General features: G+C 40.6%; 10 protein-coding genes. 5 read left to right on the top strand and 5 right to left on the bottom strand.

The window, feature by feature from the left end; translation table 11 throughout:
• Positions 1–150: 150 nt before the first annotated feature.
• The 5 genes from F8N35_RS00785 to trmB all read right to left on the bottom strand — a co-directional run bounded on the left by F8N35_RS00785 (position 151) and on the right by trmB (position 7,961).
• Positions 151–711 (bottom strand): lipid-binding protein, encoded by a 561-nt coding sequence (locus tag F8N35_RS00785; protein WP_293049455.1) that lies wholly within the window; start codon positions 709–711, stop codon positions 151–153.
• Between the two features lie 34 nt (positions 712–745).
• On the bottom strand, positions 746–2,305 hold the full coding sequence (locus tag F8N35_RS00780) for a SusD/RagB family nutrient-binding outer membrane lipoprotein (RefSeq protein ID WP_293049454.1): 1,560 nt from the start codon (positions 2,303–2,305) through the stop codon (positions 746–748).
• Between the two features lie 58 nt (positions 2,306–2,363).
• The gene (locus F8N35_RS00775) at positions 2,364–5,588 is read right to left on the bottom strand and encodes a SusC/RagA family TonB-linked outer membrane protein (protein WP_293049453.1); all 3,225 of its coding nucleotides are present in this window, start codon (positions 5,586–5,588) and stop codon (positions 2,364–2,366) included.
• Positions 5,589–6,097: 509 nt separating this feature from the next.
• Positions 6,098–7,159, bottom strand: a complete 1,062-nt coding sequence (locus F8N35_RS00770) for an Mrp/NBP35 family ATP-binding protein (protein WP_293049452.1) — start codon at positions 7,157–7,159, stop codon at positions 6,098–6,100.
• Positions 7,160–7,202: 43 nt separating this feature from the next.
• Positions 7,203–7,961, bottom strand: a complete 759-nt coding sequence (gene trmB / locus F8N35_RS00765) for a tRNA (guanosine(46)-N7)-methyltransferase TrmB (RefSeq protein ID WP_293049862.1) — start codon at positions 7,959–7,961, stop codon at positions 7,203–7,205.
• 236 nt (positions 7,962–8,197) lie between these two features.
• Between trmB and miaB the strand changes: the two genes are divergently transcribed.
• The 5 genes from miaB to F8N35_RS00740 all read left to right on the top strand — a co-directional run bounded on the left by miaB (position 8,198) and on the right by F8N35_RS00740 (position 14,202).
• On the top strand, positions 8,198–9,565 hold the full coding sequence (miaB, locus tag F8N35_RS00760; RefSeq protein WP_293049451.1) for a tRNA (N6-isopentenyl adenosine(37)-C2)-methylthiotransferase MiaB: 1,368 nt from the start codon (positions 8,198–8,200) through the stop codon (positions 9,563–9,565).
• Between the two features lie 37 nt (positions 9,566–9,602).
• A complete protein-coding gene (locus F8N35_RS00755; RefSeq protein ID WP_293049450.1) occupies positions 9,603–12,095 on the top strand; it encodes a YfhO family protein in 2,493 nt (830 codons plus the stop codon).
• 134 nt (positions 12,096–12,229) lie between these two features.
• Complete coding sequence (locus F8N35_RS00750; RefSeq protein WP_293049449.1) at positions 12,230–13,108, top strand: permease-like cell division protein FtsX; 879 nt, start codon at positions 12,230–12,232, stop codon at positions 13,106–13,108.
• 23 nt (positions 13,109–13,131) lie between these two features.
• Positions 13,132–13,398: a DUF3098 domain-containing protein gene (locus F8N35_RS00745; protein WP_293049448.1), complete on the top strand. Its 267-nt coding sequence runs from the start codon at positions 13,132–13,134 to the stop codon at positions 13,396–13,398.
• 3 nt (positions 13,399–13,401) lie between these two features.
• On the top strand, positions 13,402–14,202 hold the full coding sequence (locus F8N35_RS00740; RefSeq protein WP_293049447.1) for an undecaprenyl-diphosphate phosphatase: 801 nt from the start codon (positions 13,402–13,404) through the stop codon (positions 14,200–14,202).
• Positions 14,203–14,277: the final 75 nt, after the last annotated feature.

The raw sequence follows: 14,277 nt of genomic DNA, 5'->3' as shown, positions 1-14,277 counted from the left end.
ATTTAAAATTTAAGACAAGAGACAATTCTATCAGAAGTAAAGAGTCATTTTTGCATTACGAAGTAAATTGTCTCATAACCTTATTGTTACATGGTACAAAAAAAAGGCCTCACAAGGAGGCCTTTTAGCAAGGTGATTCAAATTAACTTATTACTTAAATGTAATAAACGTTTCATCTTCATTCCAACGGGTTCTTCTGTAACCATCTATAAGGTATGTAACACCCGGAGATTTTGACTTTTTAAGCTTAAAGGATATACGATCGCTCATAACACCAGAAGGCATAGTAACAGAATTAAGAGTGACTTTCCCTTCGGTAATGGTAATCGTATCAACAACAGCATTTGTTGTTACATTCAAGTTCTGAACAATCCCGGTTGTTGAAAAAGACAAACCAGAAACATCACAAGAAATTTTTGATTTCAATGTCTTTACAACTGATGAAGAAGGACTAAATGTTGGTATGCTTGATGTAGCCCTCAACCACATTTGAGTAGTCGAATTATCGGAGGTATTATAAGTACCCAATGTATACATGGCAGTTTTGCTTACCAAAGTATCTGCATTTGTATTTCTAATCCGTACTCTCCATTCTCCCGACAAAGGATAAATTGGCGAATAATCCACTTTGGGATCCGAATATGTTTCGCAGCTCACAAACGTAGCAGCGAAAACACAAAGTAAAATTAATGATCTTATTATTGATTTCATACGCATATTTTTTGACAAATTATTATTTCATATCTTACTTGTGCCACCACATCTTTTGATAAAGCGGAAGTACAGTCGGAGTGTTTGGATTATAATCAGAAGATGTCTTGGGATACAGGAATCTATGCGGGTATTGCCCTGATAACAGCACAGAACCAATAGAAGGAGCCAAAGTTCCTGTCACATAGCTTGAATTAATCACAGCTATTCTTGACTGGTCAGTTACAGATTGGGTTCCTAAAGCAGGAATACCGGTACGGCAAATATCAAAGAAAGCATTCCAAGAGTCGGTACGAGCAGATGAAACCCACTTTTGCATCATAATACATTTCAACATTGTATCCGAGGATGTTGCATCAAATGCATAAGCACCACCTGCAGCCAGAAATGTTGTTGCATCATAACCCCAGCGAGAGAAAGCTGCTTTTACAGCAGTCTCATAAGCCGTTTTAGCTTTACCGGAATCTCCAATTCGTGCCCAGGCTTCAGCTTGAAGGAAATAACTTTCTGCTGCTGACATAAAATAAACCGGGTCTGTCGCGGCCAACACTGCTCTCGAATGAACAGATGTGGGAAAGACATTTGAGCTAAATGTTGTAATCCCATAAGTTCCCTGGTCCAAACCTCTGTAATAAGGTTTCTGATCTGCCGGAACATCTATGATTTTATCCGCTGCTGCAGTTGCACCAACCTGAAACATTTGCGTGGTAGGCTCCGCAAATGCTGCAATACGCGGGTCATTATTTGCTTTTAAGAACTGAACCAAGGTAGCACTAGCACGGATATTGGTGGTAGTATTCAACTTACGACGGTCATTTTCAAACAGAGGGTTCGATTTATTTTCCTGATCAGTGAAATTTGTCATTTTTGCATCCGATGCTAATAAGTCCCCTTCTGTAAGCAAAGCCTGAATTGCTGCCTGATTAGTAGTAAAATCACGCATCAAAATTTTCAGCTTCAAAGTTTTTGCAAACTGAACCCATTTTGTAATATTGCCGGCAAAAACCATATCTTTTGAGCCCATACTCACTTGTGCTGCAGCATCAGTTTTCTTTGCGATAGCAGCATCTAACAGCGCAATAATACCAGCATCAACAGCTTTACTTTCATCATAAGCCGGAGTCAAATTGTCACTTCCCTTCAGTGCATCGGTAAAAGGAATTTTCTCAAAAAGACTAACCAACATATTAAAATCAAACGCAGTCATTACTTTCGCAGCCACCCAATAATTCCATGTGCCGGCAGCTTCTGATTGTGATATCACAAGTTTAAGATCCGGTAATGCTCCCGTATAGATAGAAGCCCAGTAGCGTGTAAAATATGTACTACTATTAGACAAATTATACTGATCAATAGTATTGTACTGTTGAGAAGTATTGTTTTGAGAATAGTGTTGTGCCCAATAGGCTCCCACCAATTGAATATCGCAACCCAAAATGGAAGCAGACCAGGTTGTGCCGGATGAGAACAAAAGAGGTGTGCTTGCTGAAGCCGGGTAATTTGGATCACTATTAATATCCAGATAATTTGTGCAAGCCGAAAGCACGAAGGCGAGCAAAAATAACCCCAGGCAATAGTTTATAATTTTTTTCATATTGATCTGTTTTTATGTTACAGAAAGGAGTCTTTATAAACAATCCCTTCTTATACTGTTAGAAATTAAGTTTTAATGACGCGCCAAGATTACGGACTGTTGGAGCTGACGAGAACTCACCGAAGTTAGACGAAACATCGTTTCCATAATTTGACTGGTCGGGATCAACAAAATTATTTTTAGCCGGAGTCCACATTAAAAGATTTCTTCCAATCAGACTAATCTGAGCATCTTTAATGGGAGTTTTTGCAAACCATTTTTTAGGCATTGCATATGTCAGAGTTACTTCTCTCACTTTCACATAAGTTTTAGGAAGCACACAGTTGCTTTCCATACCTTTGTTGTTGGTAGAATAATTCCAATAATTATTAACACTTGTAGTCATAATTGGAATATCGTTCTCTGCATATCCACCGGAAGAAAGTTGTTTTACCGAATTAGGAACCAAGAAAGGTTGACGAGCATTAAACATAGTGTTGGTACCGTTACCGTTCCAGTCTAACATACGTGCAGTGTTGCTATAAAAATAACCACCCTGACGGTAATCCAACACAACACTTAAAGTCAGCGTCTTATACTTCCATGTAGAAGTAAAGCCCATTGTAAAGTCCGGAGTTGAAGAACCAATAGTAGTAAATTCGGTTGATGAGACCTGAGGAAGCCCGTTTGCGTTTACAATCACTTTCCCATAATAAGGAGATGTTTTATCAGAAACGGTAAGTGTTTTAGGCACCTGGAACTGTCCGAATGCCTGGCCTTTCAACATTACATAATAAACATCGTATGCAGAAGTCCAAAGATATCGGTCCACGTTGTCCCAAAGCTCTTTAACTGTACTCCAGTTTTTTGCAAAAGTAACACCGACTTCCCACTCAAAATCTTTACTCTTTAAAGGAGTTCCATAAAGTCTTGCTTCAATCCCTTGGTTATTAATCAAACCAACATTTCTAACTTTTGTAGTAAATCCTGATTCAGGAGAAATAGAAGCCGGAATAATTTGGTTCTTAGTGTTTTTGTTATACCAGGCCAAATCCAAGCCTACACGGTTTTGAAGCATCCGAAGATCCATACCGAATTCAACTTCTGTTGAAATTTCAGGTTTCAGGTTCTGATTGTAAATCGTATTGGAAAGAGTAAGACCCGAAACTCCGTTCAACGGGGTATAAAGATTACCAAATCCCAAGGCAATCTGGGTTGGCACAAATTTGCTATTTGTCAGATAAACATCAGCATCGTTACCGGTTTGCCCGACACCGGCACGAAGTTTCAAATAACTGATCGGAGTATTTTGCAATGATTTAATAGCATCTGTCAAAATTACAGAACCATTTACACCACCATAGAAGAAACTGTTTTTACCTTTAGGAAGGGTAGATGACCAGTCATTTCTGGCAGAAATACCTAAGAATGCCCAATCTTTATATGAAATATCTCCCTGTGCAAACAAGCCTACCAATCTGCGGTTAGATCTTGAAGAAGTAGTCGTAGGCAAAGCTGTACCATTGGAGAGATTGTACCAGTTTGGAACGTCGATTGATCCCTGATAAGCATCAATGTAATAAGTTCCCCGTTGATTCAGGTTCCAACCTGCAGTACCTGTCACCCTGAAATTTTTCCAAAGACTGTAATCTGCGTTAAGCATAAATGTTGCATCCAGCTGATTCAGATTCACATTGTATTCTTCGTAGTTTCCCGGCACTGAAGACTTACCATTCAACAGCACCCAGGAGGTAGATGCAGGTATCATCTGTGCAGCCCATGCTCTTTGTCTGGAGTTGGTAAAATCGCCACCCAGACGACCTACAGCCTTAAGTCCTGAAGCCACATCATAGCTTAACTCAACATTTCCATAAACGCGGTCGTCCTGATACACGCTCTGGTTATTTGCAATAATCCAGTAAGGATTCTGAGCATAAGCAGTATAGAAATTGTCGGTATTGTTATACGGATCATTATAATTTTTCATTGACAAATAAGGCACATCCACCGGAGTCTGAATAAGATCCTGGAAGGTTGTAGCACCGGTAGCCCCACCCTGTCCACCTCTCACATTTCTGATATCCTTGCGAACATAGCTAATGTCTGTTTTTGCATGAAATTTCTTAAAGTTTGCATCTCCGCGAACAGAGAATGTATTTCTATTGTATTTGTCAACGTTTGTAGGAAGAATGCCATCTGAAGTAACATTATTGTAAGTCATCACAAAAGAGGTATTCTGATTACCAGCAGATATACTAATATTATTGTTTAGCTCAAGTCCATCTTCGTAGAAATCACGCAGATTGTTCTTTACGTAAGCAAAGGGTTTAACACGCTGCACACCACCTGATGTCACCGGAGTATAAATCCCCTGAGAATTCAAAGGAGCGCCCCAAGTACGCATCATACCATCCAAGACAGGACCCCATGATCCATTTTCCTGAAGGCCGGGTTCATATGTACCTGCCTGGTTGAGGAGAGGCCAACCTTGCCCGAACATAGTTTGGTACTGAGGAACACGCAGTACGTTAGAAACTGTAGCAGTTCCGGTGTATGAAACTTGTAATTTTGAGTCGGTAGCACCACGTTTTGTTGTTATTAAAATAACACCATTTGCTGCACGTGAACCATAAAGGGCTGTAGCAGAAGCTCCTTTTAAGACCGTGACAGAAGCAACGTCGTCGGGATTGATGTCACCTGCCTGATTACCAAAGTCGACTGCCTGATTTGTAGTTGCACTACCCATAAAACTATTCTGAATGGGTACTCCATCTACAATATACAAAGGCTGGTTGTTGTTGAAAGATGTGAAACCACGAATGATTACTTTTTCTGAAGTACCAGTACCACCTGAATTTGAAATATTCAAACCGGCAACTTTTCCAGTCAAACCATTTGTTACAGATACCGGAGTTGCCCGGTTAAGTTCATCTGCCTTTACTGTAGATGCTGCATAGCCCAAACTTTTTGAAGAGCGAGATATCCCCATTGCAGTAACTACAATTTCGCTAATCTGACGGGAATCAGACTGCATTTGTACCTGCATAGAGGGTTTTGCTGCTAATTCAACGGTTTTCATACCCACGTATGAAAACACCAAAACTTTAGCATTTGCAGGTAATGTCAGAGCAAACTTACCATCTGCATCTGTAATCGTACCGGACGAGGTACCTTTTACAACGACAGAGGCTCCGATAATCGGCTGACCATCGTCAGTCGAGACCACTGTCCCTGTTACTCTGGTCTGAGCCGCAGCCCAACCAATGCTTATTACTAAGCATAACATCATCATTAATTTTCTCATACCTTTCACTTTTAAGTTAATTTTCACCTTAAATTAGTCTGTTTTTCAAAAATGTCAACCACAAAAATAGAATCTTTTTCCTTTCGTTGCAACTATTTGACTATAAAAATGTGTTTTTTATACCAATTTGTTCTTTTGTCTACGTATATCATGTTCAAACATCCACATGCATGCAGCCGAATATTATAACCAATAAACAGTTAAACACCTATATTATTGCTATTTAATAAGTTTAGAATCAAAAAACACTACGCTATTTTAACATTAGGTTAATTATAAATAACATACACTTATAATATATAAAAAATATTGCCTCGAACTGCAATTTTATTATAACATTAATATTTAAGTGCAGTTTTTTAAAAACAAAACCGCCTGTTTATTGGATAAAAAGAATGATCTGATATTTCATATATGTTAATTTTTATATTTATTGCCATTGGTCATATAAATAAAAAAGAGGCAATACGGGATGTATTGCCTCTTTCATGAAAGCGTCTTATAATTTATCAATTACCGAGAATTGAATGAACTTTTTGCGCTAAAGACCGGAATGCGATTGACATTGGAGAATCATCATTGAGAGAAATCGGAGAACCGGCATCTCCACTTTCGCAAATACTCTGAACAAGAGGGATTTGACCAAGCAATGGGACATTCATCTCTTCTGCCAGACGCTTACACCCCTCTTTTCCAAAGATATAATATTTGTTTTGTGGCAGTTCTGCAGGCGTAAACCACGCCATATTTTCAACAACACCCAAAACCCGCACATCAATTTTATCATTTGTGAACATGTTGATGCCCTTTCTAACATCCGCTAAAGCCACTTCCTGCGGTGTACCCACGACAATTACACCCGACAAAGCAACCGTCTGTACCAGCGTAAGGTGAATATCTCCGGTTCCCGGAGGCATGTCGATAAACAAATAATCGAGCTCACCCCAGGTGGTATCATTGATTAATTGCTTCAGAGCATTGCCTGCCATCGGGCCTCGCCATACCAATGCATTCGACTGATCAACAAAGAATCCGATCGACAACACTTTGATACCATATTGCACCACCGGCTGGATAAATTCTTTCCCTTCGACTACTTCAACCGTGGGACGATCGTCTTCCACACCGAACATTTTAGGAATAGACGGTCCGTAAATATCTGCATCGAGAAGGCCTACGCTGAATCCGAGGTTAGACATTGCCACCGCAAGATTGGCTGCAATGGTAGATTTCCCCACCCCACCTTTACCGGAATAGACAGCAACAATATGTTTCACTCCTTTCAGGGGCTTTTCATCAACCGGTTTTGGAGCTTCAGCAAACTTCACTGTAATATTGCCCGCAATTTCCACCTCGGTTCCGATATACGTATGGATTGCCTGTTCGCATGCCTTAACCAGCGATTTGGCAAATGGATCATTTTGTTTCGCGAAGACAAGAGAAAACGATACTTTGTTTCCTTCGATCCGAATATTGTCTTCGACCATATTGCTGCTCACCACGTCCACTCCGGTACCCGGATAACGAACATGAGCAAGTGCTTCAAGAATTAATTTTGGATATAATGTCATATTTATTTACGATTTACAATTATCTCATCTGAAATATTTTTCGTCAGTCTGTCAAATTCAACTCACTGCGTTTGTTTCGTCCATAGCTACGATAAAGATCCAGCTCAATTTCGACTTCAGGCTCTTTCCACTCTTGGTTGGATTCAAGCTCAAAACAGATATATTTTATAGTAATACCACGAGCCAGCCATTGCTGTTCATAATACGTTTTAATCGATAAAATTTCGTCATCCGGGCGCTGCGCATAAATATCGTCACACAAATCTACTACCTTCAGCTGATTTTCAGCAACAACTGCTTTGGTGTAGGTAAACATAAAATTACTGTCCGACTTGAGATGAAGAAGGCCTCCCGGCTTCATAATGCCGGTATAACGATTTAGAAATCCTGTACTGGTAAGCCTTTTCGTCTTCTTTTTCATCTGAGGATCCGGAAATGTCAGCCAAATCTCACTGATCTCATCTTGATCGAAGAAGAACGGAAGCATTTCAATATTTGTACGGACAAAAGCCACATTTTTCATTCCACAATTGAAAGACTCTTTTGCTCCAGTCCAGAGACGAGCTCCCTTTATATCAACCCCAATATAATTTTTGTCGGGGAAACGTTTGCCCAGTGCTACTGTATATTCGCCTTTGCCACACCCGAGTTCAAGTACTATCGGATTATCATTGCCGAAAAATTCGCGCCAGCGACCCCTCATTTCACATTGTTGTCCGGCGCGCAGTTGCTCCGACGGCACCTGAAACACATGTTCAAGTTGTTCTAACTCTCTAAATTTCTGTAATTTGTTTTTCCCCATATTAAAATTGCAAAGAGGCACAAAGATACTCAATTTTTCAGCCAAATGTAAATGAGGATCATTGAGTGTTCGGATAAAAAACAAACACCGCTGTTTTGCGTTTGGCATGCGTTAAGAAAATTTTAAAAGATGCCAGAACAATTAATGGTTTCTTCAATAGTATGAGGCAGATATGTCCTGAAATGGAATAAAAAAAATGATTACCTTTGCCGTCTGAATTTTTTAGACATTATAATATGCAGCATCCTAATAATAAGGATAACACTAACCATACAGATCCGCTTTCTCACGACAAAAAGCTCTTTATTGAAACATACGGCTGCCAGATGAACGTAGCCGACAGTGAGGTCGTTGTTTCCATTCTGGAAATGGACGGATACTCACTTACAGAAAAAATCACCGAAGCTGATGCCATCATGGTAAATACCTGCTCGGTACGCGACAATGCCGAACAGAAGATACTCTCCCGTCTCGACTATTTCAAATCATTACGCAAGAAAAAACCGAATCTGATTGTTGGCATTATCGGTTGTATGGCCGAACGTGTAAAAGAAGACCTCATCAACAATCATAATGTTGACGTAGTTGTCGGGCCGGATGCCTATCTCGACATACCGAACCTGATGGGGGCGGTTGAAAAAGGAGAGAAAGCCATCAATGTAGAATTATCTACAACAGAGACTTATAAAGATGTATTGCCTGCTCGCATTGGGAATCCTATTTCGGGTTTTATCTCCATTATGCGTGGCTGCAATAATTTTTGCTCCTATTGCATTGTGCCTTACACACGCGGACGTGAACGCAGCCGTGATCCGGAAAGCATTCTCAACGAACTGCGTGACTTGCAAAACCGGGGTTACAAGGAAGTCACCCTGCTGGGGCAAAACGTAAATTCATTCCGGTTCGAAAAAGAGGGGACGGTGGTTGATTTTCCGGCATTGCTCGAATTGGTTGCTCAGGAAGCGCCTCAAATGCGGATACGTTTCACCACTTCGCACCCGAAGGACATGAGCGATAAAACTCTTGAAGTAATTGCCGCTCACAATAACCTGTGCAAGTACATTCACCTGCCTGTACAATCGGGCAGCAACGATGTACTGAAACGCATGAACCGGAAGTATACACGCGAATGGTATCTCGACAGAATCGCCGCCATCAAACGCATTCTGCCGGAAGCCAGTATTAGCACTGACGTTTTTTGCGGATTCCCGTCAGAAACAGAAGAAGATCATGCACAAACACTTTCGCTGATGAAAGAGGTTGGTTTTGATTCTGCATTTATGTTCAAATATTCTGAACGTCCCGGAACCTATGCTGCTAAAAACCTTCCGGACGACATTTCAGAGGAGGTAAAAGTAGAACGTTTACAGCAAATTATCGACTTACAAAATACACTTTCGGCCGAAGCGAATAAAAAATCCATTGGAAAAACATACGAAGTACTGATTGAAGGTTATTCCAAACGATCACGAGATCACTTTTTCGGAAGAACTTCGCAAAATAAAGTGGCTGTCTTCCCCAAAGGCGGACATCACATCGGTGAATTTGTAAATGTAAAAATCGTCGATACGTCATCGGCTACACTTATAGGAGAGTTAATCTAAAAATATACAGAAACAGATAACCTAACGTTAAGGTATTATGAACAAACAACTTTGGAGCAAAGCTTGGCCGCACATGGCTGCTATCCTGTTTTTTATTATCATTTCTTACGTCTATTTCAGTCCTGTTATTGACGGAAAAGTAGTTGTCGGACACGATAACCAGACCTGGGCAGGAATGTCGAAAGAAACCACCGATTTCAACGGATCGCATGATTCGCCGACTTTATGGACCAACAGTATGTTTGGCGGAATGCCCACTTATCAGATTGCCATGGACAGTCCTGCCACGGCAGTTAGCTTTATCTATTCTTTCTTCACCAATTTTCCACGCCCTGTTTTCTATCTTATCCTTTATTTGATAGGATTTTACATTTTACTTCTCTCGCTCAGGGTAAATCCATGGCTTAGTGCGCTTGGCGCTATCGGCTTTGCTTTTGCATCCTACAATTTCATTATAATTGTGGCAGGCCACAGCAGTAAGGCAATTACGCTGGCGTATATGGCTCCGGTTATAGGCAGTGTGGTGATGTCGTACCGAAGCAACCGTTGGCTGGGAGCAATATTGACGGCTATATTTTTAGCATTAGGGATCAAATCCGGGCATATCCAAATCGTTTACTACGTGATGATGTTACTCGGTGTTTTCATTGTGTCTGAACTTATTTATGCCATCCTCGAAAAGCAAATCAAATCGTTCCTGATCACTTCTGCATGCTTACTTGGAGCGGCTATTATTGCCATGGGGATCAATGCCACAACACTTATAACCACGTATGAATATGGCAAATATTCAATGCGCGGACAAAGTTCTGACACAGCTCACAGCTCACAAAAATCGAACGGTGGTCTTGAAAAAGATTACATCACACAATGGAGTTACGGTGTCGGCGAAACCATGACTTTGCTTATGCCTGATTTTTACGGAGGTTCCAGCATCGGAACTCTCGATGAAAATTCAAATACCGGCAAAAAGCTTTCTTCTCTCGGAGCAGATGCCACCCAGATCATGAGCACTCAAAAATGGCCTCTTTATTGGGGAAGCCAGCCGAGCACGTCGGGTCCGGTTTACATTGGTGCTATTATTTGTTTCCTCTTTGTATTGGGATTGTTTTTGGTAGATGGAAAATACAAATGGTGGTTGCTAGCAGGAACTCTCCTTTCAATCATGCTTGCCTGGGGTAAAAACTTCGGTATACTTACCAACTTCTTCATTGACTATGTACCCTATTACAACAAGTTCAGAACGGTAGCGATGATCTTGATAATTGCCGGATATACGATGCCGATAATGGCGATTCTGGCACTTCAGGCATTGATCAAAAACAATATAGACAAAGCCAAACTGACGAAGAGTTTATACTGGGCTGCAGGAATTACAGGCGGTCTTTGCCTCCTTTTCTGGTTAATTCCATCGTTGGCAGGGAATTTCGTTTCTCCCGAAGATGCGCAATTCTCCGGCGATTATGTCTTTCTGAAAACGACCTTACCGCTCGACCGTCAGGCAATAATGAAAGCAGATGCACTCCGTTCGCTGATCTTTATCGTGTTGGCAGCCGGTGCCATCTGGGTTTATACAAAGAACAAGCTCAAAGCAGCTCATTTATATCTCATTTTTGCCGTCTTGTTTATTGCCGATATGTATCCGGTAGCAAAACGTTACCTGAACGACGATAACTTTGTATCTAAACAGACTGCAGAAGCTACAAAACCAACTCAGGCCGACAAATTCATTCTTCAGGATAAATCAGATTATCGCGTACTTAACCTCGCGGTAAGTCCGTTTAACGATGCATCAACATCATATTTTCACAAAAGCATCGGTGGATATCATGGTGCAAAACTGCGTTCTTATCAGGATTTAATTGACGTTCAGCTTATACCGGAGATGCAGGCTATAAGCACCGTGTTCCAACATGCAAAAACATTAGCCGATGTTCAGGCTCCTCTTTCCAAGCTCAGCGTGTTAAACATGCTGAATATGAAGTATCTGATTTACAATCCGGAAACAATGCCTATAACCAACCCTTACGCCAACGGCACACAATGGTTTGTCAAAAAAATCATTCCTGTAGAAAACAACAGCGAAGCCCTGCGCAAAGTAGGTCAGATTGACACAAAACATGAAGCTTTGGTAGAAAAAACCGTTGCCTCCTCATTGCCGGCTACATTTGCAAAGGATACGACAGCCACCATCACCCTAAAAAAATATGAACCTAATGATTTGGTTTATAGCTATAAATCAAGCAGTGATCAGGTTGCTATATTCTCCGAAATCTATTATGACAAAGGGTGGACAGCTTATGTAAACGGAGCTAAAGTGCCGTATTTCAAAGCAAATTATTTACTTAGAGGTATTGCCCTTAAACCTGGCCAGTACGATGTGGAATTCAAGTTTGATCCTCCATCCTACTCAACCGGGAATACAGTTTCTTATGCATCTTCCATATTATTGGTTCTGATTGTTTTGGGTGGCGGATTTTTTGCATGGAGAAACAATGTAAAAGGCAAAGGAGAAACCGGCAAAGAATAGTCTGAAACCGGTTAGTAAATAAGTATTGGCAATGTTTATCTTTTTTTGTTGCTCTCGTAATAACAGAAAGAGCTATCTTTGCAGTAAATTTTGGATAATGGAATCGAACGTCCAGTTTAAACTGTAGGAATCAGATGTCGAATTCAGCAAAAACAGCAAAGAAGAAATTCTTTAATCTTCACTTTACGGTCACCGTTAGCATAGCACTTGTCCTTTTTCTGATTGGATTCATTGCGCTTTTGTTGATGGTAGGGAAAGATGTTTCCAATTATGTAAAGGAAAACGTCAATATGTCGGTGGTATTGGAAGATTCGATCTCGTCGGCTAACAAGTTTGCTTTGGAGAAAGCCGTAAAAGCAATGCCGGCGACCAAATCATACGATTATATCAGTAAAGATCAGGCCCTGAAGGATCATATTCGTGATTTAGGAGAAAACCCACAGGATTTCCTTGGTTACAATCCGTTGTTGGCATCCTACGAAATTAAATTGAAATCGGACTATGCCAATCCTGATTCGGCATCGAAGATGGAGACTCAGCTTAAACAGTTTCTCGGCGTAAAACAGGTAATGTATCAAAAAGATATTGTCCACCTGGTCAACAACAATATTCAAAAGACCGGATTCATTCTTTCGGGAGTAGCACTCATTCTGCTTTTTGTATCTATTGTATTGCTTAACAACACCATACGCATAAGTATCTATTCAAAGAGATTCCTTATAAACACGATGAAGCTGGTCGGAGCCAAAGCTTGGTTCATTCGCCGTCCGTTTATTCTGAAAAGCCTCTTAAACGGACTTACCGCAGCCTTGCTTGCGTTAGTGATGTTGGCCGGAGCTGTTTATTATTTGCAGTATGAGATAGGTGCAACATTTAACCTGTACCGTTTGGATGTTCTGATAATTGTCGGCGGACTTGTTATCCTGTTTGCTCTGATTATTACCTTTTTTGCTTCACTGTTTGCGGTGAATCGTTATATCAGGATGCGCACTGATTCCTATTATTTTGTATAATTGAACTCATAATACTGAAACCGATGAAAAAGAAAACAACATCTGAAGTAAAAGAAACTTCAAAAGAAGATAAGGCTTTTGCTTTTGGCAAAACCAATTGGTTGTTAATGGTGGTATCATTAGCTTGTATCCTGATTGGATTCCTGCTCATGACCGGAAGTGCATCCGGAGAGCAGTTCAACCCTGATATATTCAGTACCCGTCGAATTACTGTTGGCCCGATGATCGCTCTTTTCGGCTTTTTGTTTATGATTGTAGCCATTATGTGGCCAAACAAAAAGGGAGAATAAGGGATGAATTTGTTACACGCTATTGTACTTGCTATTGTTGAAGGGCTAACTGAATTTCTTCCTGTATCGTCTACCGGCCACATGGCATTGGTATCGGCCTTTTTCGGCATCGAAAAAAGCGATTTCACCAAACTTTTCATTGAAAATATCCAGTTCGGCACCATCATTTCGGTGATCGTTCTTTACTGGCGTAAATTCTTCGATTTCAAAAAATTACAGTTCTATGTAAAGCTTTTTGTAGCTTTCCTTCCAGCTGCTGTTTTTGGCGTTATTTTCAAGAAACATATCGATGAGCTGATTGGCTCTCCACTGTTTATTGCCATTGTGATGTTTTTGGGAGGTATCGTATTGTTGTTTGTCGACAATTGGTTCAAAAATCCGCAGATATATTCGGAAGAAAAGATCACTTACAAAAAATCATTTTTCATTGGTTTGTTTCAGGTATTGGCGGTACTGTTCCCTGGATTAAGCCGCAGTGCTGCAACCATTATAGGAGGGATGCAACAGAAACTTACACGCACCGCTGCCGCCGAATTCTCTTTTTTCCTTGCCGTTCCTACTTTGGCAGGAGCATTTGCAAAAAGTCTCTGGGATGCCTACAAGGAAACGCCTGAAATTTTGACATCTCACAATATCAGCATATTAGCATTAGGCAATCTGATTGGTTTCATCGTTGCTATTATTGCTATTAAAGCGTTCATTTCATTCCTGACTAAACATGGATTCCGGCTATTCGGTTATTACCGGATTGTTGTCGGTTTTATTATTATAGCATGCCTGTTGTGGGGCAAATTCCAATTTTAAGCCACTGATTTTTCCGCCCAGTGATGGGAGAAACAATCTTGCTACAACAGTGCTAAAAAGAATGATCCGGGACGT

Source organism: Paludibacter sp., assembly GCF_009712605.1.
Lineage (GTDB): Bacteria > Bacteroidota > Bacteroidia > Bacteroidales > Paludibacteraceae > Microbacter.
Note: the sequence above shows the minus strand (reverse complement) of the source record. Positions and strands in the feature narration are given on the sequence as shown.

Excerpts from the sequence above, each read along its gene's own strand:
- F8N35_RS00785 (WP_293049455.1), bottom strand. The coding sequence starts at position 711 with ATGAAATCAATAATAAGATCATTAATTTTACTTTGTGTTTTCGCTGCT.
- F8N35_RS00780 (WP_293049454.1), bottom strand. The coding sequence starts at position 2,305 with ATGAAAAAAATTATAAACTATTGCCTGGGGTTATTTTTGCTCGCCTTC.
- F8N35_RS00775 (WP_293049453.1), bottom strand. The coding sequence starts at position 5,588 with ATGAGAAAATTAATGATGATGTTATGCTTAGTAATAAGCATTGGTTGG.
- F8N35_RS00770 (WP_293049452.1), bottom strand. The coding sequence starts at position 7,159 with ATGACATTATATCCAAAATTAATTCTTGAAGCACTTGCTCATGTTCGT.
- trmB (WP_293049862.1), bottom strand. The coding sequence starts at position 7,961 with ATGGGGAAAAACAAATTACAGAAATTTAGAGAGTTAGAACAACTTGAA.
- miaB (WP_293049451.1), top strand. The coding sequence starts at position 8,198 with ATGCAGCATCCTAATAATAAGGATAACACTAACCATACAGATCCGCTT.
- F8N35_RS00755 (WP_293049450.1), top strand. The coding sequence starts at position 9,603 with ATGAACAAACAACTTTGGAGCAAAGCTTGGCCGCACATGGCTGCTATC.
- F8N35_RS00750 (WP_293049449.1), top strand. The coding sequence starts at position 12,230 with ATGTCGAATTCAGCAAAAACAGCAAAGAAGAAATTCTTTAATCTTCAC.
- F8N35_RS00745 (WP_293049448.1), top strand. The coding sequence starts at position 13,132 with ATGAAAAAGAAAACAACATCTGAAGTAAAAGAAACTTCAAAAGAAGAT.
- F8N35_RS00740 (WP_293049447.1), top strand. The coding sequence starts at position 13,402 with ATGAATTTGTTACACGCTATTGTACTTGCTATTGTTGAAGGGCTAACT.